The sequence below is a fragment of the Peribacillus sp. TH16 genome (genome assembly GCF_016651095.1).
Lineage (GTDB): Bacteria > Bacillota > Bacilli > Bacillales > DSM-1321 > Peribacillus > Peribacillus butanolivorans.
In genome coordinates this window covers 655,340-678,175 of record NZ_JAEKEM010000002.1, presented here as the reverse complement: position 1 = coordinate 678,175, position 22,836 = coordinate 655,340, and the positions used below count along the sequence as shown (strand labels likewise).

24 protein-coding genes, 2 pseudogenes and 1 other annotated feature are annotated in these 22,836 nt (G+C 36.5%); of the genes and pseudogenes, 17 read left to right on the top strand and 9 right to left on the bottom strand.

Annotated features, from left to right (window positions below; genetic code table 11):
- Nucleotides 1-7 precede the first annotated feature (7 nt).
- A complete protein-coding gene (gene lexA, locus JFV29_RS03195; RefSeq protein ID WP_053345509.1) occupies nucleotides 8-631 on the bottom strand; it encodes a transcriptional repressor LexA in 624 nt (207 codons plus the stop codon).
- Nucleotides 632-786: 155 nt separating this feature from the next.
- Between lexA and yneA the strand changes: the two genes are divergently transcribed.
- The 9 genes from yneA to JFV29_RS03150 all read left to right on the top strand — a co-directional run bounded on the left by yneA (nucleotide 787) and on the right by JFV29_RS03150 (nucleotide 6,896).
- Nucleotides 787-1,098: a cell division suppressor protein YneA gene (gene yneA, locus JFV29_RS03190; RefSeq protein WP_201181210.1), complete on the top strand. Its 312-nt coding sequence runs from the start codon at nucleotides 787-789 to the stop codon at nucleotides 1,096-1,098.
- Between the two features lie 19 nt (nucleotides 1,099-1,117).
- Entirely contained in the window at nucleotides 1,118-1,774 is a 657-nt protein-coding gene (locus tag JFV29_RS03185) for a YneB family resolvase-like protein (RefSeq protein WP_201181209.1), read from the top strand.
- Between the two features lie 64 nt (nucleotides 1,775-1,838).
- The gene (locus JFV29_RS03180) at nucleotides 1,839-2,072 is read left to right on the top strand and encodes a DUF896 domain-containing protein (protein WP_201181208.1); all 234 of its coding nucleotides are present in this window, start codon (nucleotides 1,839-1,841) and stop codon (nucleotides 2,070-2,072) included.
- A 233-nt stretch (nucleotides 2,073-2,305) separates the two neighbouring features.
- Nucleotides 2,306-4,309 carry a transketolase gene (gene tkt / locus JFV29_RS03175; RefSeq protein ID WP_201181206.1) on the top strand — a complete coding sequence of 668 codons (2,004 nt, stop codon included), beginning with the start codon at nucleotides 2,306-2,308 and terminating at the stop codon, nucleotides 4,307-4,309.
- 296 nt (nucleotides 4,310-4,605) lie between these two features.
- On the top strand, nucleotides 4,606-5,046 hold the full coding sequence (sirA, locus tag JFV29_RS03170) for a sporulation inhibitor of replication protein SirA (RefSeq protein WP_053345514.1): 441 nt from the start codon (nucleotides 4,606-4,608) through the stop codon (nucleotides 5,044-5,046).
- A gap of 84 nt (nucleotides 5,047-5,130) precedes the next feature.
- Nucleotides 5,131-5,346, top strand: a complete 216-nt coding sequence (locus tag JFV29_RS03165) for a YneF family protein (RefSeq protein ID WP_034312934.1) — start codon at nucleotides 5,131-5,133, stop codon at nucleotides 5,344-5,346.
- A gap of 369 nt (nucleotides 5,347-5,715) precedes the next feature.
- The gene (locus tag JFV29_RS03160; protein ID WP_207205077.1) at nucleotides 5,716-5,913 is read left to right on the top strand and encodes a hypothetical protein; all 198 of its coding nucleotides are present in this window, start codon (nucleotides 5,716-5,718) and stop codon (nucleotides 5,911-5,913) included.
- A 208-nt stretch (nucleotides 5,914-6,121) separates the two neighbouring features.
- Nucleotides 6,122-6,277 (top strand): hypothetical protein, encoded by a 156-nt coding sequence (locus JFV29_RS03155; RefSeq protein WP_201181202.1) that lies wholly within the window; start codon nucleotides 6,122-6,124, stop codon nucleotides 6,275-6,277.
- A gap of 391 nt (nucleotides 6,278-6,668) precedes the next feature.
- Nucleotides 6,669-6,896 carry a hypothetical protein gene (locus JFV29_RS03150; protein WP_201181200.1) on the top strand — a complete coding sequence of 76 codons (228 nt, stop codon included), beginning with the start codon at nucleotides 6,669-6,671 and terminating at the stop codon, nucleotides 6,894-6,896.
- 229 nt (nucleotides 6,897-7,125) lie between these two features.
- Here JFV29_RS03150 and JFV29_RS03145 read toward each other — a convergent pair whose 3' ends face one another.
- Nucleotides 7,126-7,887 carry a GTP cyclohydrolase II gene (locus tag JFV29_RS03145; RefSeq protein WP_056523817.1) on the bottom strand — a complete coding sequence of 254 codons (762 nt, stop codon included), beginning with the start codon at nucleotides 7,885-7,887 and terminating at the stop codon, nucleotides 7,126-7,128.
- A 357-nt stretch (nucleotides 7,888-8,244) separates the two neighbouring features.
- On the opposite strand from JFV29_RS03145, the gene JFV29_RS29990 reads away from it, so the two are divergent.
- The 7 genes from JFV29_RS29990 to JFV29_RS03115 all read left to right on the top strand — a co-directional run bounded on the left by JFV29_RS29990 (nucleotide 8,245) and on the right by JFV29_RS03115 (nucleotide 14,679).
- Nucleotides 8,245-8,427, top strand: a complete 183-nt coding sequence (locus JFV29_RS29990; RefSeq protein ID WP_207205076.1) for a hypothetical protein — start codon at nucleotides 8,245-8,247, stop codon at nucleotides 8,425-8,427.
- A 299-nt stretch (nucleotides 8,428-8,726) separates the two neighbouring features.
- The gene (locus tag JFV29_RS03140) at nucleotides 8,727-10,025 is read left to right on the top strand and encodes an MFS transporter (protein ID WP_201181198.1); all 1,299 of its coding nucleotides are present in this window, start codon (nucleotides 8,727-8,729) and stop codon (nucleotides 10,023-10,025) included.
- Nucleotides 10,026-10,046: 21 nt separating this feature from the next.
- Nucleotides 10,047-11,033 (top strand): 2-hydroxyacid dehydrogenase, encoded by a 987-nt coding sequence (locus JFV29_RS03135; protein WP_201181196.1) that lies wholly within the window; start codon nucleotides 10,047-10,049, stop codon nucleotides 11,031-11,033.
- Nucleotides 11,034-11,629: 596 nt separating this feature from the next.
- Nucleotides 11,630-11,756, top strand: a sequence feature (16S ribosomal RNA rRNA prediction is too short).
- 386 nt (nucleotides 11,757-12,142) lie between these two features.
- Nucleotides 12,143-12,562: an RrF2 family transcriptional regulator gene (locus tag JFV29_RS03130; RefSeq protein ID WP_056523814.1), complete on the top strand. Its 420-nt coding sequence runs from the start codon at nucleotides 12,143-12,145 to the stop codon at nucleotides 12,560-12,562.
- A gap of 105 nt (nucleotides 12,563-12,667) precedes the next feature.
- Entirely contained in the window at nucleotides 12,668-13,054 is a 387-nt protein-coding gene (locus JFV29_RS03125; protein ID WP_053345520.1) for an IDEAL domain-containing protein, read from the top strand.
- A gap of 57 nt (nucleotides 13,055-13,111) precedes the next feature.
- A complete protein-coding gene (trxA, locus tag JFV29_RS03120) occupies nucleotides 13,112-13,426 on the top strand; it encodes a thioredoxin (protein ID WP_201181194.1) in 315 nt (104 codons plus the stop codon).
- Between the two features lie 128 nt (nucleotides 13,427-13,554).
- Nucleotides 13,555-14,679 carry an NADH-dependent flavin oxidoreductase gene (locus tag JFV29_RS03115; protein WP_201181192.1) on the top strand — a complete coding sequence of 375 codons (1,125 nt, stop codon included), beginning with the start codon at nucleotides 13,555-13,557 and terminating at the stop codon, nucleotides 14,677-14,679.
- A gap of 305 nt (nucleotides 14,680-14,984) precedes the next feature.
- Here the strand turns inward: JFV29_RS03115 and JFV29_RS03110 are convergent, their stop codons facing one another.
- Complete coding sequence (locus JFV29_RS03110) at nucleotides 14,985-16,784, bottom strand: LamG-like jellyroll fold domain-containing protein (protein ID WP_242486783.1); 1,800 nt, start codon at nucleotides 16,782-16,784, stop codon at nucleotides 14,985-14,987.
- 71 nt (nucleotides 16,785-16,855) lie between these two features.
- Between JFV29_RS03110 and JFV29_RS03105 the strand changes: the two genes are divergently transcribed.
- Complete coding sequence (locus tag JFV29_RS03105) at nucleotides 16,856-17,041, top strand: hypothetical protein (RefSeq protein ID WP_201181190.1); 186 nt, start codon at nucleotides 16,856-16,858, stop codon at nucleotides 17,039-17,041.
- A gap of 891 nt (nucleotides 17,042-17,932) precedes the next feature.
- Here the strand turns inward: JFV29_RS03105 and JFV29_RS03100 are convergent.
- The 6 genes and pseudogenes from JFV29_RS03100 to JFV29_RS03075 form a co-directional block, all read right to left on the bottom strand.
- Nucleotides 17,933-18,424, bottom strand: coding sequence for a DinB family protein (locus JFV29_RS03100; RefSeq protein WP_201181188.1), 492 nt, complete (start codon nucleotides 18,422-18,424; stop codon nucleotides 17,933-17,935).
- Nucleotides 18,425-18,574: 150 nt separating this feature from the next.
- Nucleotides 18,575-19,617: pseudogene (locus JFV29_RS03095) on the bottom strand (IS1595 family transposase).
- Nucleotides 19,618-20,020: 403 nt separating this feature from the next.
- Nucleotides 20,021-20,419, bottom strand: a complete 399-nt coding sequence (locus tag JFV29_RS03090) for a DoxX family protein (protein WP_201181186.1) — start codon at nucleotides 20,417-20,419, stop codon at nucleotides 20,021-20,023.
- A 734-nt stretch (nucleotides 20,420-21,153) separates the two neighbouring features.
- Nucleotides 21,154-21,318 (bottom strand): NlpC/P60 family protein, encoded by a 165-nt coding sequence (locus tag JFV29_RS31555; RefSeq protein WP_446728233.1) that lies wholly within the window; start codon nucleotides 21,316-21,318, stop codon nucleotides 21,154-21,156.
- 41 nt (nucleotides 21,319-21,359) lie between these two features.
- Nucleotides 21,360-22,084 (bottom strand): annotated as a pseudogene (locus tag JFV29_RS03080) (polysaccharide deacetylase family protein).
- A gap of 479 nt (nucleotides 22,085-22,563) precedes the next feature.
- Nucleotides 22,564-22,737: an aspartyl-phosphate phosphatase Spo0E family protein gene (locus tag JFV29_RS03075; RefSeq protein WP_082527497.1), complete on the bottom strand. Its 174-nt coding sequence runs from the start codon at nucleotides 22,735-22,737 to the stop codon at nucleotides 22,564-22,566.
- Between the last annotated feature and the right edge of the window lie 99 nt (nucleotides 22,738-22,836).

Sequence of the window (22,836 nt, the reverse complement as noted above, 5' to 3'; positions counted from 1 at the left end):
AGCGCTTTTAGTGTATTTGTCTATACAGGCCTATTACTTTTCCAAGTATCGTGACACCTCTTAAAATAATTGGTTCCATATTTGAATTTTCAGGCTGAAGCCGTATGTAATCCGGTTCCTTAAAGAATCGTTTTACCGTGGCTTCATCATCTTCAGTCATGGCTACTACGATATCTCCATTATTGGCATTGCTCTGTTGTTTCACGATGACATAATCCCCATCATGAATTCCTGCTTCAATCATACTTTCTCCCATGATTTCGAGCATGAATACATGATCATCATGAGGAACCATACTTTCGGGAAGTGGGAAGTATTCTTCTATGTTCTCAATGGCGGTTATCGGCATGCCTGCTGTTACTTTCCCAAGCAACGGCACGTTAACGACATTAGTCTTAGGTATAGTGTTGGCTTCCTCTATGTTTAAGATTTCAATGGCCCTCGGCTTAGTAGGATCACGTCTGATTAGTCCTTTACTTTCCAAACGAGATAAATGTCCATGTACCGTTGAACTTGATGCAAGTCCCACTGCTTCGCCAATCTCTCTTACGGAAGGTGGATACCCTTTTTGGCGAACCTCTTCTTTAATGAAATCAAGAATATCTTGCTGCCGTTTTGATAGTTTAGTCATATGTGCACCTCTTCTCCAAAGTTCTTTGCTTTATTATAGCATGGTCCCTATTTCTATACAAACATAAGTTCGAATTTTGTTGTTGACTGAAACAAACGTTCGTACTATAATCTGGGTATAAGATACGAACGAACATTCGCCTTGGAGGGATATTTATGAAAAAGTTGTACAAAAATTATATTTATACGATTCTATTAGCGGGATCAGTATTTATCTTTTCAATTTTATTCTCCTGCACATTAGACAAAAATCAAAAAAATAATTTTCTTTCAATAGAAGTAAATGAAGGTGATACCTTATGGGAGATTGCAGAAAAATATGAAGAAGCTGATTTGACAAAAAAAGAATTCATTGGTTGGATAGAAGAGCACAACGAAGTCAGTGCAGATTCAATTAAACCTGGTCAAGTCATCGTCATTCCTGTTAAAAGTGAAAAGCTTGTTCAGAATTTGGCCAGTCAGCAGTAAGTAGTAAAGGTAGGGTATTATGAAAGCAGTAATTTATTGTAGAGTAAGTACGGAAAAAGAGTCGCAGGAAACATCGTTAGCTAGGCAGGAAGATGAATTAGTCAAATTGGCTGAGAAAATGGATATGGATGTAGTATCTATTATAAAAGAGCAAGCAAGCGGTTACGAATTAAACCGTGATGGTATTTTTGACATGCTGGATCTATTTAAAACTAAAGAGGCTGAAGTTCTATTAATTCAAGACGAAACGAGACTAGGCAGAGGAAATGCAAAAATTGCTCTGTTTCATGTTGTTCTTAAAGAAGGCGTTAAAATCTATACACTTTCCCATGATGGGGAACTTGAGCTATCGGATTCAGATGCTATGGTTATCCAAATAGTCGGCATTGTAGAAGAATATCAAAGGAAACTACATAATTTAAAAATTAAACGCGGGATGTTACGAGCAGTGGAAAAGGGATATCGCCCTCAAAAAAACCTTCAAAACCAGAGTAATTCTACTGGAAGAGACCGTAAGGAGATACCTATTGAAGAAATTGTTAAACTTCGGGTAAATGGATTGACGTTTGCAGAAATCGCAGCCACGTTAAGGGGCTTTGGCTATAATGTATCCAAAGCTACAGTTCACAGGCGCTTTCTTGAATATCAACAGAATACACCTGAAAGTCAATCATAGAACTTGTAATTTCGCTTTTTTTTTAATACGATGTCAATATCCGTACATTAGAAGGAGCGAAATTATGCTATCAAAAGAAAAACTAGCCCGTATTAATGAACTTTCTAAAAAGGCTAAGGCAGAAGGCTTAACAGAAGTTGAGTCTAAAGAGCAAACCCAATTGAGAAGTGAGTACTTGGAAACATTCAGACGTTCTATGTCCGATACGCTGGAACATGTGAAAGTTGTTGATCCGGAAGGAAATGATGTCACACCTCAAAAAATTAAAAATATAAAGGAAAAAAGAAACTTACATTAATGAATGGGGCTATCTGATGGAACTTTTCATTGGCGGGCCTTCTTATGGTCTTTAGAATTAAAAGGAGAATGCATTCATGTATGTATTCTCCTTTTTAGCTTAACCTAAATAGTGGACTTCTCTAGTTACTAGAAAATTGAAATATTGGGGAAGGATTTAGTGATTTTAGTTGTGATATTAAGCAGGTCACTATAATATAAAGAGGTACATTACAGGAAGGGATGTTTTACAATATGTTAGATAAATTAGATGCACTTTCTATCAATACAATTCGTACATTATCGATTGATGCAATTGAAAAGGCTAATTCTGGTCATCCGGGAATGCCAATGGGTGCAGCCCCGATGGCGTATAAACTTTGGACTGAATATATGAATCATAACCCTAAAAACCCTGATTGGTTTAATAGAGACCGTTTTGTTCTTTCTGCTGGTCATGGATCTATGCTGTTATACAGCCTTCTTCATTTGTCAGGGTATGGCTTATCCATCGATGATTTGAAGAATTTCCGCCAATGGGGTAGCAAAACTCCTGGACATCCGGAGTTCGGTCATACAGCTGGAGTTGATGCGACCACAGGACCACTAGGACAAGGGATTGCAATGGCAGTAGGGATGGCGATGGCAGAACGTCACTTGGCTGAAAGTTACAACCGTGATTCTTATAATGTGGTTGATCATTATACATATAGCATTTGTGGAGATGGAGATTTAATGGAAGGCGTATCTGCAGAAGCCGCTTCATTAGCTGGACATCTTCAGCTTGGAAGACTTGTTGTTTTATATGATTCAAACGATATTTCACTTGACGGCGATTTAAGCCAATCATTTAGTGAAAGTGTAGCTAACCGTTTCAAATCGTATGGCTGGCAATATCTGCGCGTAGAAGATGGAAACGATCTTCAGGAAATTGCGAAGGCAATTGAAGAAGCAAAGACTGACGATGCACGTCCAACATTAATAGAAGTGAAAACCGTAATCGGTTATGGTTCACCAAACCGTTCTGGTAAGTCTGCTGTTCATGGTGCGCCGCTTGGTGCAGATGAGTTGAAACTGACTAAGGAAGCATACAAATGGACATTTGAAGAGGATTTCTATGTTCCTGAAGAAGTGTACTCCCACTTTAATGAAGCTTGCGTCGAAGCAGGCAGTAAAAAAGAAGAAGCTTGGAACGAACTGTTTAAAAATTACAAAGAAGCACATCCTGAGTTAGCTGAACAATTAGAGCTGGCTATAAAAGGTGAATTACCTCTGGAGTGGGACCAGGAAATTCCGGTCTACGAAGAAGGAAAAACATTAGCTTCCCGAGCTTCAAGTGGAGAAGTCCTAAATGCGATTGCCAAAAAGGTTCCTAGCTTTATTGGTGGTTCAGCAGATTTAGCCGGATCTAATAATACAGCCATTAAAGGTGAGACAGATCTATTACCGGGTAATTATAGTGGACGTAACATTTGGTTCGGTGTTCGTGAATTCGCTATGGGAGCAGCTTTGAATGGGATGACCCTTCATGGTGGTTTAAAAGTGTATGGCGGAACTTTCTTCGTATTCTCTGATTATTTACGCCCGGCTATACGTATGGCAGCATTGATGGGTCTTCCTGTTACGTATGTATTTACTCATGACAGTATTGCTGTAGGGGAAGACGGACCGACACATGAGCCTATTGAACAATTAGCTTCATTGCGGGCAATGCCGAACCTTGGGGTAATCCGTCCGGCTGATGGTAATGAAACAGCAGCAGCTTGGAAAGTGGCGATGGAGTCAACTAACAAACCGACTGCCCTTGTTCTAACACGTCAAGGATTGCCAACGATAAAAAACACTTCTGAAACTGCTTATGAAGGTGTTTCAAAAGGGGCTTACATTATATCTGCTTCTAATAAAGATGAAGCGGATGCATTACTTCTTGCGACTGGCTCTGAAGTAAACCTGGCTGTTGAAGCACAGAAAGCATTAGCATCAGAAGGAATTGAAGTTTCTGTTATCAGCATGCCATCATGGGATCGTTTCGAAACTCAATCTAAAGAATATAAACAAAGTGTAATCAACCCGGCTGTTAAGAAACGTCTAGCAATCGAAGTGGCTTCACCGTTTGGTTGGGATCGTTATACTGGCGATGAAGGCGAAATCTTGGCAATTAATCATTTCGGTGCCTCTGCACCAGGTGGTAAGATCATGCAAGAGTTCGGATTCACTGTAGAAAATGTAGTTGCTCGTGTGAAAGAAATGCTTAAATAAAATTCGGAACTGACACCAAACTAGTTTGGTGTCAGTTTTTTTATCGAATCTTCTTAAAGCATGTTGAAAGTGCCCATTATTTACGGTAAATCTTCTATTCGACAAAAAAAGAAAAATATTTCTCCAGCAAACAACATATCTTGTTGGTTTGTCAATATATAATAAGAATAAATAATTTTCGTTTAAATATGTCAATTAAAGGGGAGTAGCCATTATAATATAGAAAATAATGGCGGGTTATCGAAAAATAAAAATGTTCTGGTTTCCAAAATAGGAATGCTAGGAGGCATTGGCTAATGAGAACCTATCAAATTTTTTTAATCGAAGATGAATTTGCCCATCATTATTATGGAAGAGAAAAGCTATTTTTCAATTTGTTTTTGGAGTATATTCAAGCAAGGGGCAGACTGAAGAGTATTTTGCAAAAACAAATCGAATTTGTCACCAAGACAGTCCCTATTATCCAATTGCAGGTAGCCATTGAACAGCGTTTGCAAAAAAAGATGAATTTTTGGTCTCAGAATGGAAAATACTATCTAGAAAAAACGAGTGGATCAAGCAAAGCAGTATTAATCATCCATGATGATTCTATTACCCTTAAAGCTGATGGAGACTATGAAGCGGAGACAGCATTCTTTGAATGTATTCGCAAATACGAAGCGAGTTTTCTGGCCATTGATTTTGAACACGAAAAATATGGTTGGTTAAAACCGATAAAAGAAAGAAAATTTGTCTAAATGGGGGACTTTTCAGTAGCGGGTATTGTATAATAACCTTTGGTCTAGTACACTGATGTTAGACAACATGAAGGAGGAAATAGTATGTGGGTTTACATTCTAGTTGGCGTACTGGCATTGATTGCTGGAGTAGTGCTGGGATTTTTCATCGCTCGTAAATACATGATGGATTACTTAAAGAAAAATCCGCCAATTAACGAACAAATGTTGAAAATGATGATGATGCAAATGGGTATGAAACCATCCCAAAAGAAAATTAATCAAATGATGAGCGCCATGAATAAACAACAAACAAAGTAAACCTTTAGCTTTAGGGTTTATCAATTGATTGATAGCAATTATAAGATAAGCAAATCATAAACTACCTTATAGAGTGAAACTTTCATCATAAATGGCTATTGTTTTTGCTTTATCTTTTATCAGACTAATTCGAAACCTCTTTCTCTGACTGAAACTAAACCAGAGAGAGGGGTTTTTTGTGTTGTTCGTGGATTATGCCAAGAAAGGGTTTACCGAGAAAATCTTGAAGAACAAAAAGCAAGAGTTAAACAGTTGAAGAATTTCCTGTAAAAGAGCTATTACTGAATTAGAAAGTATAACTACTCATGACTTAAAGGCATATATAAGGGTGAAACAAAAAGCAGGTTACAACCTCAAAGTATCGTTTCTATGTTTAAGATGATTAAGTCATTTTTGAGTTGGTGTGAGCGAGAGGAATATATAAAAGTAAACGTTGCGACAAAGGTTGAAGCTCCAAAAGTACCACGGAAATTGTTGAAGGGTTTCACTGCTAAAGAAATGGAGGCGACGATGGAGGCCTCTTTCTATAAAAAAACTATCTGGAAACTAGAAACAAAGCCATACTAGCAGGCTGTGGACTGAGGTCAATGGAGATTAAAGGTTTGCGGTCAGAGAATGTACGAGAAACATTTATCTTAGTTAATGGTAAAGGGCAAGGAAAGAATGGTTTTGATCAGTCCTAATCTTAATTAAATACGAAAGGATCAAGAAGGAATAATTCGATGATAGTGATACCACTAATATTTATTTTTTATCCTACACAGGGGTGTCTCATGTGGCTTTAGACAATGTAAATGGAGATAGTGATACAACTTTTAAGAAACTGAAAATTATTATTAATGAAGGAGCAACCATTGTTAAGCCAACCTCATGCAAGGGATGTCTACTAACTGATGAAAGTAAACCTATAAGTGTAACCATTTCACTTTAGGGGGAGTTACAGGTTGCATTTCATGCTTTCAGTCTCAAGTTAAAATTAGTTAATCCTAAAATAATCCAAATTTCATCAACTGTATTTACACTCAAGTTGCCTAGCAAAACAACATACGGTTGTCAGTCTATCAAAATTCTTAAAAAATGAGATGCCCAAAGAAACTTATTTAAGTCTGTGGAGAAAAAGCTAAATGAGAGCATGATTCAGCGGGAAGGGAGTATTCGCAAGGCTGCAAGGTATTGGGCGTTACTATAAGACATCAATCCGCAAAATGAAAAAACACGGTCTTAAACCTCTAGTCAGGGGGGAAGTCTCGCCTGCAACCCTGCCATTCACACTGAAGAAAGCTAGTTCCTTATTTGGACTATAGCAAATATCGATTTCATCTTTGCAACTCAAAAATATTATCCAGGCAATAGCTTCAACACAAGATGATGGTAAGGCTAAGAAAGCAAGAATGTATGCGGGTTTCCTTGTAATTACCATTGGTATCATTGCAGCCTTGATTGGGATGAATGCCTCAATCGTTTTTCAAAACATCTCGCTAACAGAAGAAACGCTGCTGTCTTTGGGACAGTTGCAGTTTCAACAATTTGGTCGGCAATCCCATTTTTAATAAAGATAATAATGACAAGGAATCTCTGCAATTTTCACGATTTGCTACAATTTTTATGGGACTGATTCCAATCCCATAATCGATCTTTGCACGTGAAATATTAAGTACGGTCTTCATTGCTAGACTCTGATTCCAACAATTCGGTAAACATTCACAATGACATATACATCAAGGGGATTTGAAACGGTTTTGCCATTCATTAGTACAGCCAATTTCATATAAAAATCAGTCACTCATTTAGATATACATCTTTTAAATGACCTGAACGTACGACTTTAGTTTCTAAATATTTTTCATTATACTCGGAGATATCTCCCCATAACGGAACTCTCCCTGCAACATTGGCACCTGACTTTTGAAGGGCTGCTAATTTTCTCGGATTGTTGGTGATAAGAGTCACTGGATTGGACCGCAGTTTTTTTAACACTCGAATGGCGTCATCATAGTTACGAGCATCATCAACAAACCCAAGCTCCAAGTTCGCTTCCACCGTATCCAATCCATTTTCTTGCAGAACATAAGCCATGGCTTTACTAAATAAGCCGATGCCTCTTCCTTCGTGATTCGCTAAATAAAATAAAGCACCGGTTCCTTGAGCCGCAATCATTTTCATAGCCTGCTTTAATTGAAATCCACAATCACACCGTTTGCTGCCAAAAATATCGCCAGTATGGCAAATGCTATGCATACGGATAAGGGCATCGGCAGAATGCTGAAAATCTCCATACAGTAACACACTGGATTGCTGCATTTCCGCTAAATTGGAAGAGGCCAAAGTTTCAATGATCTTTTCCGTATTATAAGAGCCGTCATCACAAAAATGACCTGCCATATTCTCACAACGTAACCAGCAATACCATTGGAATATGGTTGTTTCGCCTTCTAAGTTAACGGGTAATTTGATAGGGCCTACTAAATAAATGGATTTTTCACCACTTTTAATAACGTTAATTTTATCTTCTAATATCAAAGCCACTTTTTCATTAATCATATAAACTTCCTCCTGATGCTTCAAAATATTATTTTGGGCAATTTATACTACGCTTAACAGTTCTGTTCATATTGTACCCAATCCATTCTTTTGTGAATCTTTTGTTTTAATAAGAGGCAGGAAAGAATAATCTAACCGTTTAAAAGGTTTTTGGATGCTTTCTTTCCGAATTGTTTGAGCATATAGGCATCATCTACAAGTTGAAATAAACCCACGGGGCTGAGAAATAGAAAGAACACCTATGCTACGTGTTCAGACATGTAGTTTAATTTTGCAAAGAATGCTTATTTAGGAATAATAATACATCCATGGATTTACTATGGCCACTCTTTTACAATTAGAGAGAGATGATCTTCTTTGAACTTTGAATCCTTCCGACTTTTGCGCGGAGTGAAGGATCCTATTTCAGACATTTCCATGACAGTTTCCCTTACGGTATATGCTCTAATCATGCCTTTTTCTTATCCAGGCTATGCCCTACCGGTAGTAGAGAAAGTATCTAGAGGTGAAATGGATTATGTGATTTTAGTTAGTTTATGATCAATTATCACTTAAAGAAAAAATGGGCAATCAATTCCCCATTGATATAAAATCTTTTCTGGGAATATAATCCTAAAAATAAGAATAAAGATTGACAATCATCCATCATCATAATACGATATTTTACAGAATAAAAAGAATTATTCGTTTATTTTTTGCTGCAATTCCAAAACTGGGTTTTATATTATAAAACAAAAACCTCCTTGTATATACATATTATCCAAGCATTAGCTCTGGCTTTTTCTTATTTTGGAAGCGCTGCCAATTATGGCGTTTTAAATATCAAGGAGGGATAAGGTATGGAAGCAAGAATAGAAACAAAGCAAGAAAAGCCATTAAATATCGGCCGGAAATTTCGCTGGACCGTCGTCATCTGGTTATTGATCGGAGGAATAATAAACTACCTAGATCGGGCTAACCTCTCCATTGCAGCTCCTGAAATGATGAAAGAACTCGGACTAAGCGTAACCGAAATCGGGTTATTGGGAACCTTTTTTTCTTGGAGTTATGCATTAATGCAGCTTCCTTCCGGCTGGCTGATCGATCGGTTCGGTACCAAAAAGGTGTATACAATCGCGCTTATTTGGTGGAGTGGTGCGACCATTTTAACGGGAGCTGTTCATAAAATGAGTTCATTTATTGCTGTACGGATTTTACTTGGAGTAGGTGAAGCACCTTGTTTTCCGACGATGGCTAAGATCACATCGTATTGGTTCCCTAAAAAGGAACGAGGCTTGGCGACTGGAATTTGGGATTCTTCGTCCAAATGGGGCCCAGCCATTGCACCGCCACTGCTCGTTTTCATTATGGTTACTTTTGGGTGGAGAGCACTGTTTTATATAACTGGTGTGATCGGCATTATATTCGCAATCGGTTTTGTGATTTTTTATAAAAATCCTGAAAAAAGTCAAAGACTTTCCAAGGAGGAATTTGAATACATTAAGTCGGAAGGAGGTGGAGTGGAGCAAGGCATTCAATCATCAAAAATCAAATGGGGTTCGTTATTTAAATATCGAAGCGTATGGGGAATGATTCTGGGCTTCTTCTGTACCATCTGGATCTGGAATATTTTCCTTGTCTTCTTGCCCCTTTATTTGTTCGATGTCCATCATGTCTCACTAAAAGAAATGGGTATATATGCTGGTATCCCCTGGCTTGGCGGAATCTTTGGTAATATTTTCGGAGGATATCTTACTAAAAAATGGGTGGACAAGGGAATTACTACACCTATTAAAGCAAAGCGTGCCTTAATTAGTATATGTGCCATCTCGGCCGCCATTGTTGTATGTGCAGTTCCGCTTGTCAAAGGACTCGCTATTACCTTAACATTACTGACCCTTGCTCTTTGTTTTATTTCTGCCATTACAGGTAGTGCGTGGGCACTTGCTGGTGACATTGCCCCTCCTTCTATGGTTGCTTCCGTAGGTGCCATTCAGAATTTTGGCGGTTATTTTGGTGGAGCCTTTTCCCCCGTTGTGGCAGGCATGATTGTGGATGCAACTGGATCTTACTCCCTTGCCTTTATATCTGGCGGTTTAATCGCCGGATGCGCCGCAATCTGTTATTGGTTTATTGTAAAACATCCTATTCAAGAATAGTGTAACGAAGGAGGACATAAATTGATTCCAAAAGTGTATATAGCAAGACAAGTACCGGCTGAGGTGGAAGCATATATTTCGCAGTATTGCCAGTGTGAAAAATGGAATGGCCCTGAACCGATTACCCGAAGCCAGCTGTTAAAGCAAATTTCCGATGCTGACGGACTGCTCATCACCGGGGAAAAAATTGATGATGAATTTCTGGACCATGCACCAAACCTAAAGGCTGTCAGCAATATCTCAGTAGGCTATAACAACTATGATCTAGAGGCAATGAAAAAGAGAAACGTAATCGGTACGAATACACCGGATGTGCTCGATGAAACCGTGGCCGATTTAGCTTTAGCCTTAATGCTCTCAGCAGCCCGCCGCCTTCCAGAACTGGACAAGCTTGTAAAGGACGGCAAGTGGGGAAGTAAAGGCGATGAACCCTTCTTTGGCGTTGATGTTCATGGAAAAACATTGGGCATCATAGGTATGGGTAGGATTGGAGAATCTATTGCAAGACGAGGGAAATTCGGTTTTAACATGGAGATTTTGTATCATAACCGGCGAAGAAAACCAGAAGTAGAGGAAACGGTATGTGCAACCTATGCCTCTCTAGAGCACCTTTTGCGGGAATCAGATTTCGTTCTTTTAATGGTCCCTTATACCCCAGAGACGAAGAAGCTTATAGGACGGGAGCAATTCGCACTGATGAAAAAATCTGCAATCTTTATTAATACATCACGCGGCCAGACGGTGGACGAAAAGGCCCTAATCGAAGCACTGCAAAATAAGGAAATCCTTGCAGCTGGTTTGGATGTATTTGATCAGGAACCCGTAGCGCCTGACAATCCGCTCTTAACCATGCCAAACGTGGTAACACTGCCGCATATAGGTTCAGCTACTCATCAAACACGATATGATATGGCTATGCTAGCGGCGAAGAACCTTGTAGCAGCGGTTACAGGAAGGGAGATAGTGAATGTCGTTCCTGAATTGAAAGGACTTCAGCCACTTAAATAGTAAAATTGGTGCAAGGCACCAAAATGGAAATAGGAGATGTCCTCACAGGTATCTCTTATACCATTTATTATCCAATCTATTAGGCCACTTGGGATTTTTGAAATATATCCAATTTATTACGCATCGTTTTAAACGATCTTCCCGGCTCTTTATTACATGTAAGGATCACGGTAATGATTAATGAGAAATACTGTTTTTCTAAGTTTCTCGAATGTTGGAACAAATTGGTCCACCTTGAAAAAATCGATAAATCAGCAAATAATGAGAAGACTTTAGATGGTGTTATAAAATGATTTTTTCTGATTGGACAGAGGAACCTTCCAGCTACTAATCTAGTCTAGTAGGTAAATAATTGTAGTAAAGCATTAAAAGAAGATATTTGCTTATACACCATGATTTATTAATGGTGTATTTTTTTTGCATGAGGGCAATATTAATCTTTGATTAAACGAAATTAATAAGAGTAGGTTTGTCTGTTGCATCAAGCATTATTCTCAAAAATAACATAGAAGATTTCGAAGGAGATGATCAATGAAAAGAATGAAATACGTAGTAGACAAATTCTCTAATTCCATCATTAGTTATTCGTAATAGTTGCGGATATTGTGAACCGGCGAGTTACGATTTCATGCGAGGTTAAATTCTCAGTTCGGATTGTAGGCTGCAACTCGCCTACATGAAGCCGGAATCGCTAGTAATCGCGGATCAGCATGCCGCGGTGAAATGTCTTGCAAGATTAAGTGTATTTCTTTAAGATTGAGCAGGATTTCCTCCAAGTACAATGGGAGAAAGATCAAGCATGGAAAAGGGAATATCTTTTATTCGTTTCGAACGAATATTATTAGAGTTCCTCAATAAATTCAACTTCTTTCTATAAAAAAACTTGATGTTACGGAGGATGGAAGGGTGTTACTCATCCAGCCCCCGAAACAAAAAAACATTCTAACAGTTGTTCTTATTGTTTCAAAAAAATAATTTTGATTAAATAAAAACCTGATAATATAAAGTTAGACATAAAATAGAGATAATCATTAGTGAGTTTTTTAGTTGACATAGTTAACTGTAAATATTATAATTACAGTAATCTTCTTGAGGAGGATGCGAAAAAAGTGAATAGTGATTTTACAATAGCTGTGCATAGTTTAGTCTATTTAGCATATTTACCAGATCATATGGCAAGCAGTGAGTCTATCGCAGAAAACGTTTGTACAAACTCAGCTAGAATACGTAAAATGATGAGTTGTTTACGAAATAATGGATTTGTTAAGACAAAAGAAGGTGTGGGCGGCGGCTATATTCTTGACTGTAACCCTCAAGAGATAAGTTTGGCTGATATTTATATTGCAGTCTCACATGGAACCCTGAAACCAAATTGGTGTACAGGTGATCCGAAAAAAAAATGTGTTATATCGTCTAATACCCAGATGGTTATGGATCAAATATTCGATGAAGCTGAATTATATTTTGAAAAATATTTAGAGAATATAACCCTTAGCACTTTTTTGGAAAAAATTAAACAATGTCCTTGATATTGATTTAGTTTTTTCTTTTATGCTTACTGTATATTTTATTTTTACAGTTAAAAGCTTTTAAATTGAACTGTGACTAAACATTTAAGGGGTGTATTTATAGAGATGGCCGATAAAATTCGATTTGAAAATGGGGATTGGGTACAGGGAAGGTCCAGAGAAGGAGAACTTATCCACGGCTTTGTTGAAATAGTTAACTCTAATCGAGAAATTGTAAAAGTGAATGTGGTGGAAAGTGACAATGAAAAAGCGGTTGGAAAATCGATTTGGATCCCAAGTAAATGGACTGAAAAGCTTCCCGATTTATCAATTAGTAACGAAGCTCATCTTTTAACATTAATTGATTTGGCCTTACTTTCAAAAGATGAGGCGTGGTTTATGGAATTGTCCGAAAAATTAGCATCTATTAAAAAACATCCAAAAATGAATACTAGAAAATCTGAGTTTCTTATCCCAGGAAATAGGATTGGAAATCTGGATGTAAATAGATAAAGTAATTAAAAATATAGATTGATATTTTAATGGATAATATTAGAGGGGGAAATGATTATGTCAATAATGCATGTAACAGATCAAACTTTTGCTAGTGAAATTAAAGAAGGTTTAGTGTTAGTTGATTTTTGGGCTCCTTGGTGTGGACCTTGTAAAATGATTGCGCCAGTGCTTAATGATATCGATGTTGAAATGAGTGATCAAGTTAAGATTGTTAAGCTTAATGTAGATGAAAATGCAGATACTACAAGAAAGCATGGAGTCATGGGTATTCCAGCACTTATTCTTTTCAAAGATGGAGAAATAGTGGATCAGGTAGTAGGCTATCAGCCTAAAGAAGCTTTAACAGAATTAATTGCAAAGCATGCATAATTTGATTCTGATATACAAGATATTACCTGGATCTGTTCATTCCACTGCACAAGAAAAAAATATAGCCAATCTTAACCAACACCTGTCACATGGTGAGATAACATAATTAAAATGGAGGAATACAACTAATGAATTCTAAATTTACACCATTATTTGAATCGTTTAATTTAGGAAAAGAGGTACATTTAAAGAATCGATTGGTTATGGCACCAATGACAAACTTCTCTTCGAATCCTGACGGTACAGTTACCGATGCCGAAATTAACTATTATGAACGCAGGTCAAGCGGCGTGGGTATGGTTATTACAGCATGTACCTATGTCACGGCAAATGGTAAAGGATTTCATGGTGAATTTGGCGGTGATCGGGATGATTTGCTTCCGAGCTTACGACGCTTAGCGTCAGCGATTAAAGCGAAAGGGGCAAAAGCAATTTTACAAATTTTCCATGGCGGCCGCGAGGTTCCACCTGAATTAGTACCAAATGGCGATGTTGTAAGTGCCAGTAATATTCCTTCACAAGGCGATGGTAAACCTGTTCCACGTCCACTTTCTGAAACAGAAATTAAATCGATTATTACTGATTTTGGAGAAACCACTCGACGTGCTATTGAAGCAGGTTTTGATGGTGTCGAAATTCATGGCGCTAATGGATACTTACTTCAGCAATTCTTTTCACCGCATTCTAACCGTCGAGAAGACATGTGGGGTGGAAGTCTAGAAAAACGTCTAACTTTTCCAATAGCAGTTGTAGATGAAGTGAAAAAGGCAGTTGCTAAACATGCCAAAGAGCCGTTCATTGTAGGATATCGCTTTTCACCAGAGGAGCCAGAAACACCTGGAATCACTATGGATGATACACTGGTATTAATAGATGCCCTGGCAAAAAAAGATCTTGATTATCTTCATGTTTCATTAATGGATTTCTGGTCAACAGCTAGACGAGGAGCCGAGGCTAACCGTCCTCGAATAGAAATCATAAAAGATCGTGTAGGGGATCGAGTTCCTGTCATAGGTGTTGGTTCCATCTATACAGCAGATGATGCAATCAAAGCTCTTGAAACAGGGGTTCCTTTAATCGCATTAGCCCGTGAACTCATTATTGATCCTGACTGGGTTCAAAAAGTGGAGCAAGGCAGAGAAACAGAAATTGTTACTAAAATAAACAAGAATAATCAGCAGCAACTGGATATTCCAGATCCATTATGGCAAGTGATTATCAATTCTCCAGGATGGTTTCCAGGTGTTGAATAAAGCATAGTGGTATACCGAGTTACCAATTCATATAGCTAAACAAAAAGGCTGTCGTAAATACTCGACAGCCTTTTTGTTTAGCGGAAACCCAGATGAGCGTATGGATTTTTTATACAGAAATTATCCCCAATACATTATTGAAATTGTGCCAAAAAGTATAGTGTGGACAAAAAATTAGAATTAATATAAAAATAAGGATAACTCAAAACAAACAATCTCCTCAGGCTGTTATAGCGGCAGGAAATAAATATAGGCTATATGATTACTTAGGGAAGTTAGTTCTTATGAGTTATCCTCATATTTGATTAATTGAAATTAAATCTCTCTTTAAAATGGAAATCTAATTCAAATAGATTGTTTTCATCTGTTAAATATTTATAATCGATATAGGTTTTTTCTTTCTTTGGCATTTCATCTACAAAAGGCGAGTAAGTACGGAAAAACATTTTGTTTTTCTTTTCATCGAATTCTACAAGTCTCAGCCAGCCATTTCCTCCTCGGTAATTTGCTTGATAATTGACTAGCATTTGAATGACATCGTTCCCCGCTGCGTTTTGTTTGACTTGGTGTGCTATCCCAAAATAATGTCCATTCACCGTCATAAACACTTGGTTGTAATCCCTTATAAGTTCATCCCAGATCAGTCGGCCGTTAGACGACTCAACGGCAACAGTTTTATTATTTTCAACCTCAGGATAAATAACATCATGAGAAACGATAATAGTCGGTTTATCTTTATGTTGATTTAAAACATCTTTTGACCATTGCAAGTCTTTTTGAAGATTTTTCATATCAACTATTAAGACTAAGTATTCATAGCTTCCTGCTTTAACAATTGCATAAGAGCCATATCCCGAATCAGAAGAGCCCTTATAGTATTTTTTATTAGCAAAACGTTGCGGTCCATAATATGTTAAGAATGGATCTCCGTCAGCATAGTCATGATTCCCTGCAGCCATCATATAAGGAATTTCTTTTTTATCTATATAGGAAATGGCTCTGAGGGAATTCTGCCATTGCACTTTTGAATTACTATCGACAATGTCTCCAACAAATGTGTTCATTACAATATTGTTCTTCTTAGTGTTTTTTGCAATCCAATTCATTTGGCTATTAAATATCTCTGGATTCTGGCTAGAATATTTTTGCGTATCTGGGACAAAAAGAAAATTATAATTATTTTTGTTTGTTAGAAATGGAATTCTATCATTTGTTCCTTTGAATGGTTCATCGTCTCGAGCACCTTGAACAAGCCATTCTTTTTCAGTCAAAGCCTCATTAGCAATTCGTATTTCTTGGATGTTACCTGCAAATAGTGCATCTAATTCATTTCCCCACTCAGATGCCCCGATATTCCAGCCTTTACCTTCTACAGCTGCAATGCCTACTACCTTTTCTGACTTTCCATAATCACTAATGCCATTTACAGTTAAAGTGGTCGTTTTACCGTCATTAACAACCGCCAAATGATACCATTCATCAGCATTTAAAGAACGAGACCAGTTTCCCACGTTATAGTTTAGATTAGAGGGATGACTTGTCCATTGAATTTCTTTATCACTAGATATAGATAATGTAGTAAGGATTTCTTTCTCGCCTTCCACTTTATTAAGATCAGCAGCCTGCCCTTGTCTTGTTAAAATTCCCATCCAGCTATGTAAACGGTCTTCAAAATTATATGGTAATTTAATTACAGCCTCGATTGTAAATCCTTTTTCAAATTGCTCCTTATTAATAGGTGCTTCCTTTATTGTTTTGAAATATCTTCCTGAAGGGGCATTTTTGTAATTAGCGAATTGCAAGCTATCAACTTTTTCTTGATTATGATAATCTTCTTCAGACCATTTAATCATATTGTTTAATTCTGGCGAGGCTTGATCTCCAATCGTTACTAACTCTAAATCATTTCCTTGTTTACTTGCATCTTCAATAATTAAATTGCCTTTATCGATTGAACCGCTTTTCACATGTTGTTTCGAAAATTTCCAATCTGCCACGATATTACTTCGATCTTTTTCAGCAACAGAATTTGAGGCAGCTGCCGAATTAGCAAAACCAGGAGCAATCATACATAAGAGCGATAAACCAATAAATGCTTTTTTCATTCTCATAAAACATTCACCTCATTAAATTTTTATAACATAATAAAGGATATCAATTATAAATTTATTCTTTTATGAAAATAAGTAAACGTTTTGTAAAAAATAAAAGCTGGTTCAGAAGGTTCTGCTTTTTACTGCCATCTGTGATAGTCCACTTAGTTCTTTATAACTTATTAGATGGAATGAATAAAATAATGAAAACTATAGGATTAAAAAAGACAGGTGATGAGAAGAAAGTCAAAGGAGACAAGGAATTATAAAGAAATATAGAGAAATTTAATATCAAATTTAGTTGCAGCTTTGGAAGAAAAATATAAGAAGTCAAATTAGCATTTGATTTGATTTTTTATTACAAAATAAGTAAGTTTAATGGCTAAGATGCACCAAACTGCCATCTATCATTCAGGGATATAAATAATATAAATAAAAATAATTAGAAGCAAAAACAGGGAGCGGGTTATTCCCCCACTCCGTTTTCTTATTGTAAAGAATGAATAGTGCATAGCCTAGAAGTTCAATGCATTATGGATTCGCTGCTTAATTCCTATATCCTTACAATTTCTATACTCTTAATCGTTCAACTTCTTTAATGGAAAAAGGTATTCATTGTTATATATATCTTTGCAAACCCTCTTAATCATAATTGTTAATATAATGTACAAAAAAAGCAATATAACAATTGGTTATTTTTTCTGCTTCAGGTAACAAGCGTAATGTCGTATCTAAACGAATTGGTTTGCAACATTATTGATCCATTAAGCGAGGAAGTCGAGGGTAGTCCAATAGTACAGTTAGCGAATGACACTTTTCTAGAATTTATTGAAAAGATTGTGATACATAGTACACGTTCGAGAAAAAGAATAATGGTTAAATACAAAAAGGCCATAGAGTGTATTACATAATCAATGAATGATCTGTTTGTAATCACTAAACAAAATAAATGAAGAGGAGGAGATGACGGGATGCAGCCATTCAAACCAGGAACGAAAGTTGAAACAAATGAAGCTTATTACAATCATTTAAAAGAAAGGCTTTGTTAAGTAGTATTGTTTTTCAGGTATAAAATATGGGAACGTCCGATTTGGACGTTCCCGTTCTTATTCCATTAAAGCCCCCTATAATGGAATAACTGTAAAGCTAATGAAGCTTTTTTAAAAACTGCGTTTCCCTGCCCAAGCTCCTTGCATTTTACTTAGGAATACAATTTGCCCAATATGATATGCGTCGTGCAATGCTAAACTCTTCAGTTCAAGCACTAATGATCTTTCTCCAGGGATCTGTCTATACATATCTTCATGTTCTGATTTTGCTAGTATTTTTTCAAGTTCACGATGAACATAAAAGTATTCTTGTTTTGTTTCCTTCCAATTTTGAAACGTCTCAGTTGGTAATCGAAATGTAGATTCATTATCTTCTGCCTGGGGTTCATTCGCTGTTTCACCAAGAAATCGCATCAGAAGTCTCTTTTTATAGAAAAGTAAATGACAAACTAATTCCCAAATGGAATTCATTGCCCCCTCAACCGGTTTCCAAATTGCCTGTTCAAAAGTAATATCCTCTAGCACTTTTTCAAGTGGTGGAAACCAGTCTTCTTCATCTAAGCAGCTTGCCCATTGTTGTAACAAAAGTGTCTTTACATCCATTTTCTATTCCCTCCACTTTAATCCCTTTAATAGATAATCCCTTTGGTCAAAATTCATTTGCGGCGTGTTGTAGATAGCTCACTAATTAAGGTGTCATGCCAATTCCTTGTTCAATTAAACTGGCCCTTTAACGGAACAATGAACGTTCTGTTATTTGGAAAATTCTGATAATCTTAGTTTATCATAAGTTGTGTTAACTGAGAAAGAACAACTGTCTAAAACCATTTTGGTTATCGTAAAGTTATCTTTTATATGTTTGATGGTGTCTAAGAATTGGAACCAGCTCAAATAATGGTCTAGATATTTAGTCGCTACACCATTAAAACGCTCCATCCAGCTCTTTAAACGGCTGTGATAACTATTTACATTCTGGATGTGATAAATCCCTTTAACTCGCTCCCTACCATTTGCTTTAAAGCGATGATGCTCAATTCCTTTTTCTTTGGCATAAGTCATAACGCCCACCAAACATCCGTGCATAGAACATTTTGTATTGATAGCTTGGAACCTAACGCTTCGTCCAAACTCTTTTTTATAATACGCCCTTTTCCTATTGTTTTGGAAAACGTTCTCTTTTGGCGGTCTCTGGAACGCATACTTGGTCCTTACTTATTCCTCTAAACTCCGAACTACCACCGCGTAACCTTGGTTTTCGACCTTGGATATTCCGTTTTCCTTTCTCTGAATAGAGGAAATAGGTTTCATCCATTTCTACTATGCCTTCGAAAAGTTCAAAATCCATCTGTTTCAATGCAGTTAGAATTTTATGCCTCCAATAAAAAAGCGTCACATAATGAGCACCAATGAGTTTAGCTGATTTCCGAAGAATACCCTTCAATCATACATTCGATGAACTGAAGCCATTTACTAGGCATATGAGTTCTTTGAAGAGGAGTGTTCGTCATATCTGTGAATGTTTTACCGCACTCTTTGCAGCGGTATCTTTGACGTTCAATGGTATTGATTGTAGTTTTTACCTGATATTTACCGAAGCGAATGACATTAGTGGATTGACAATGGGTGCAGGTGTAGCCGTCTTTGTGTTTCTGTTCTGATACATCAGTGAATACAGACTCTGTTTCTCCCGCACTCCCTAATGAGTTTGTCAAGAACTTCAATTTAAAGGGTGCTTTATTGGAATATATTGACTTGATTTTAATGTGAATGTTATAGTAATATGGTAAAATATTCATATAGAAAAGAGGAACAATATGATACACGAAATAGTATGGGGCAGTCCAGGAAGCCTATTATGTTTAGGCTTTTTCTTTGCGGGTCTTGGTGTTTTTATTAGATTATCGAATATTAAAGGGAAGAAGTGAAAGCTACTACTTCAAAAGATCATTAGTGTTTCGGTCTCTTTTAATCTCGCTTATACTTTGTGACCATTTACGGTAACAAAATGACTCTTAAACTATATACAATTTAACTAGTTAAAAAGAGCATCGAATATACGATGCTCTTTTATTTTTCCATCTAATAACTGTACTTATTAGGAAACACTTTATCGGTAAGGCTTTTCTGTTGACAGTATCTTGTTGATAATTACTTTTCTCGTTATCTTACCTTTACATTTACTTAAAACTTTAACAGAAGCTAAAATAATAGGGCATCAAGTGAGTATTGGCCAGCTCCTGTAATCGCTACACCAATCGCAACGGCAAGGATGGCAAGATTATATTCATAGCCATTTTGAGTTGACCAGTAGCCATTTGCTCCGTGAACTTTAACGATAGCAACCAGCATTGTAAGGGCAATTAAAATACCTGCGAGCGGTGTAAAAAGACCTAAAGCAAATAAAGCACCGCCAATAAGCTCTGATAGACCAGCAAATAGAGCCATTGTAACTCCCGGCTTCATACCAATTGAATCAAACCAGCCGCCGGTGCCCTTTAAACCATAACCTCCAAACCAGCCAAATAGTTTTTGTGCACCGTGTCCTACAAACGATAAACCAATTATTACCCGTATAACTAATAAACCTATTCCAATCATATTTAATTCCTCCTGGAAATATTTTTAGATATCTTTGATTCGAGATATATATGAAAAAAATATTTACATTAATAAATAACGAATCTTTGGACATTATCTCGAATTAAATTATCTTTAATTAAAGATAATAGTTTATTATCTTTTTGTCAAACATAATTTTAGCGCGATAATATTATTTACTAAACTCAAGGGGGCTATTTAGAAAAATCTTTTATCACACTTTTTTTGCTGTATTCGTTAACTAGTCATTATTAAATAAAACCATAAACTAGTTGTTCCAAAGCCTCGAAACAGCTTGTAGGAAAAATTGTTCAGGAACGATGAAAAAGAATAAAGGATAGTAGATAGTAGATAGAGGGGAGACTTTGTCAATCATTTTCAGTTCTAGTGAAAAATTGATGGAAATATTGAATGCTCCCAATAATATAATGTATTCTAGATCTTTCTTTAGCAGGGGTACTATAATAACATCATGAAAAGGAAGATATAGTCTAAATTAAGAATTAGATGAGAATTGTGAGGAACTGCTGAATCATTAGTTCTTAAAAGCGATACCATCTTCACCAGGGGAACAGGGGTGCATCATCATAGGCATACATCGTTAGAGAATCCTAGCGTATTTTATGGAATGTGAAAAGAATGAAAAGCACTAGAGAAACAAAAAGCGTTATCAACAGTATCGAAGTAATTCAGACGGTTAATTAGCACAAGCCAAGGTGTTTGATTAGAACTTCTTATAAGAATAAAAGAAAATTTAGATCACCAACTTGTAAGCCCTTTTCTGGTACTCGTTTACCTTGTTTTACGAGTGTGTCTGTAATTTCTATCGCCAACATGATACCATTCGGTCTGAGCATGGCATATATGAATCCACTGCAATCAAAATGACCTTTTTCAATATCTTCTGGTAATCGACCTGCTCCACATATTCGGAAGGATCTTATTCAATAGGGAAAGTCCTAAATAAACCGGGTGAGCTATTATTTGAGCGAAATAGCAAGTCAGATACCGTTACACATTCATAGCCATTTTTATATAAATAATCCAAAGTTGTTTCTAGTGCTTTTACAGTTTGGGGACGATCGGTCCAATCATGCAAGAGAATGATGTCACCTCGCTCGTAAGGATTTAATAATATGATTCGAAATTTTATTAGCTGCATGGCCTTTTCCAGTCTTGTGGGTCTTGACTCCAGGACCAAAGAACAACTTTAAACCCTTTGTTAACAGCTGTATTAATGATTAAATCGTTATGATAGCCTCCTACAGGACGATATAGAGAAGGTTTATATTTGGCAATTTCCCAAATCACTTTATCTGTTTGATCTAATTCAGAGGATAATAAAACAGCACTCATATTTTTGTCATAAATATGATTATAAGTGTGATTAGCAATTTCATGACCTTCTTTTACTTCTCTCTCTAAAATATCGGGATAACTTTTCACTTTATTACCAGAAACAAAAAACGTTGCTCTAGCATTATATTTGGCCAGTATATCAAGGATTTGAGGGGTGTATGAAGGATGAGGGCCATCATCAAAGGTTATTGCAACGATTTTCTCCTGGGTATTCCCTTCCCAAATAACATTTCCTGTTTTTTCGTAAACTTCCCGACTAGCGGTTGTAGCTTGAATGTAATTACAGTCGTAAAAGTAAAAAAGCATGAAAACTGAAAAAGCCAAAAATAAAGTTCTCAAAATAATGCCCTCCTGTACATGTATTTACGACATAGTATATGGAGTTCAATTTTTTTTATTAAAATGAGCAAATTACTTCTTGGAAAGAGAAATTAGGGGAAAACAACAATTGTTTCATGATTCCTGTACCCGAAGATTCATCTATCTTAGCTGGATCCTCAGTTATTCTTGTTGTGGCAATCCTCGAATTGACTTCCATTTCGATATAGAAACATGAAAGTATGTAATATCTTATAATGAAACAAAAAATAGGCCTTAGCTTACAAAGACGGTTGCCTATTTTTTTATGATAATGGTTATAGAAAATGTTACTTAAGTGATTATTTACTAAGTGGAAATTGGAAGGGGAACACATAAAAGAGGGGGAGAATGACTGCTAGCAAAAAGCATATAATGAAAGAAGTATTATTAATAGGAGATAAACTGGTAAGAAATTAATGGGATAATTAAAAGTCTATACCAGTTTTATAAAAGAGCTCATTATACTTATTTAATAATTGATCAAGCTGCTGGCTATATTCTATCGCAACCTTAGAGTTTAAGCCGTCTTTAGCGACAATATTGATAAGCTCATTTCTCTTTAATTCAATCTGTTCGAGAAACTCATTTTTTTTCGCCATTTATATATCCTTCCTGTACCCAACTATTCTTAAGGTATCCTTTTATGAGCTAGTTGTAAATTTTGTATGAATATAACAATTATATAGGGTTGGTCTAAT

Bases quoted from the DNA above. Each gene is read 5' to 3' on its own strand.
- JFV29_RS03110 (WP_242486783.1), bottom strand. From the start codon at position 16,784: ATGAAAAAAGCATTTATTGGTTTATCGCTCTTATGTATGATTGCTCCT.
- JFV29_RS03180 (WP_201181208.1), top strand. From the start codon at position 1,839: ATGCTATCAAAAGAAAAACTAGCCCGTATTAATGAACTTTCTAAAAAG.
- JFV29_RS03115 (WP_201181192.1), top strand. From the start codon at position 13,555: ATGAATTCTAAATTTACACCATTATTTGAATCGTTTAATTTAGGAAAA.
- JFV29_RS03125 (WP_053345520.1), top strand. From the start codon at position 12,668: ATGGCCGATAAAATTCGATTTGAAAATGGGGATTGGGTACAGGGAAGG.
- JFV29_RS03090 (WP_201181186.1), bottom strand. From the start codon at position 20,419: ATGATTGGAATAGGTTTATTAGTTATACGGGTAATAATTGGTTTATCG.
- yneA (WP_201181210.1), top strand. From the start codon at position 787: ATGAAAAAGTTGTACAAAAATTATATTTATACGATTCTATTAGCGGGA.
- trxA (WP_201181194.1), top strand. From the start codon at position 13,112: ATGTCAATAATGCATGTAACAGATCAAACTTTTGCTAGTGAAATTAAA.
- lexA (WP_053345509.1), bottom strand. From the start codon at position 631: ATGACTAAACTATCAAAACGGCAGCAAGATATTCTTGATTTCATTAAA.
- JFV29_RS03105 (WP_201181190.1), top strand. From the start codon at position 16,856: ATGAAAATAAGTAAACGTTTTGTAAAAAATAAAAGCTGGTTCAGAAGG.
- JFV29_RS03145 (WP_056523817.1), bottom strand. From the start codon at position 7,887: ATGATTAATGAAAAAGTGGCTTTGATATTAGAAGATAAAATTAACGTT.
- tkt (WP_201181206.1), top strand. From the start codon at position 2,306: ATGTTAGATAAATTAGATGCACTTTCTATCAATACAATTCGTACATTA.
- JFV29_RS03185 (WP_201181209.1), top strand. From the start codon at position 1,118: ATGAAAGCAGTAATTTATTGTAGAGTAAGTACGGAAAAAGAGTCGCAG.
- JFV29_RS03075 (WP_082527497.1), bottom strand. From the start codon at position 22,737: ATGGCGAAAAAAAATGAGTTTCTCGAACAGATTGAATTAAAGAGAAAT.
- JFV29_RS03140 (WP_201181198.1), top strand. From the start codon at position 8,727: ATGGAAGCAAGAATAGAAACAAAGCAAGAAAAGCCATTAAATATCGGC.
- JFV29_RS03165 (WP_034312934.1), top strand. From the start codon at position 5,131: ATGTGGGTTTACATTCTAGTTGGCGTACTGGCATTGATTGCTGGAGTA.
- sirA (WP_053345514.1), top strand. From the start codon at position 4,606: ATGAGAACCTATCAAATTTTTTTAATCGAAGATGAATTTGCCCATCAT.
- JFV29_RS03100 (WP_201181188.1), bottom strand. From the start codon at position 18,424: ATGGATGTAAAGACACTTTTGTTACAACAATGGGCAAGCTGCTTAGAT.
- JFV29_RS03160 (WP_207205077.1), top strand. From the start codon at position 5,716: ATGTTTAAGATGATTAAGTCATTTTTGAGTTGGTGTGAGCGAGAGGAA.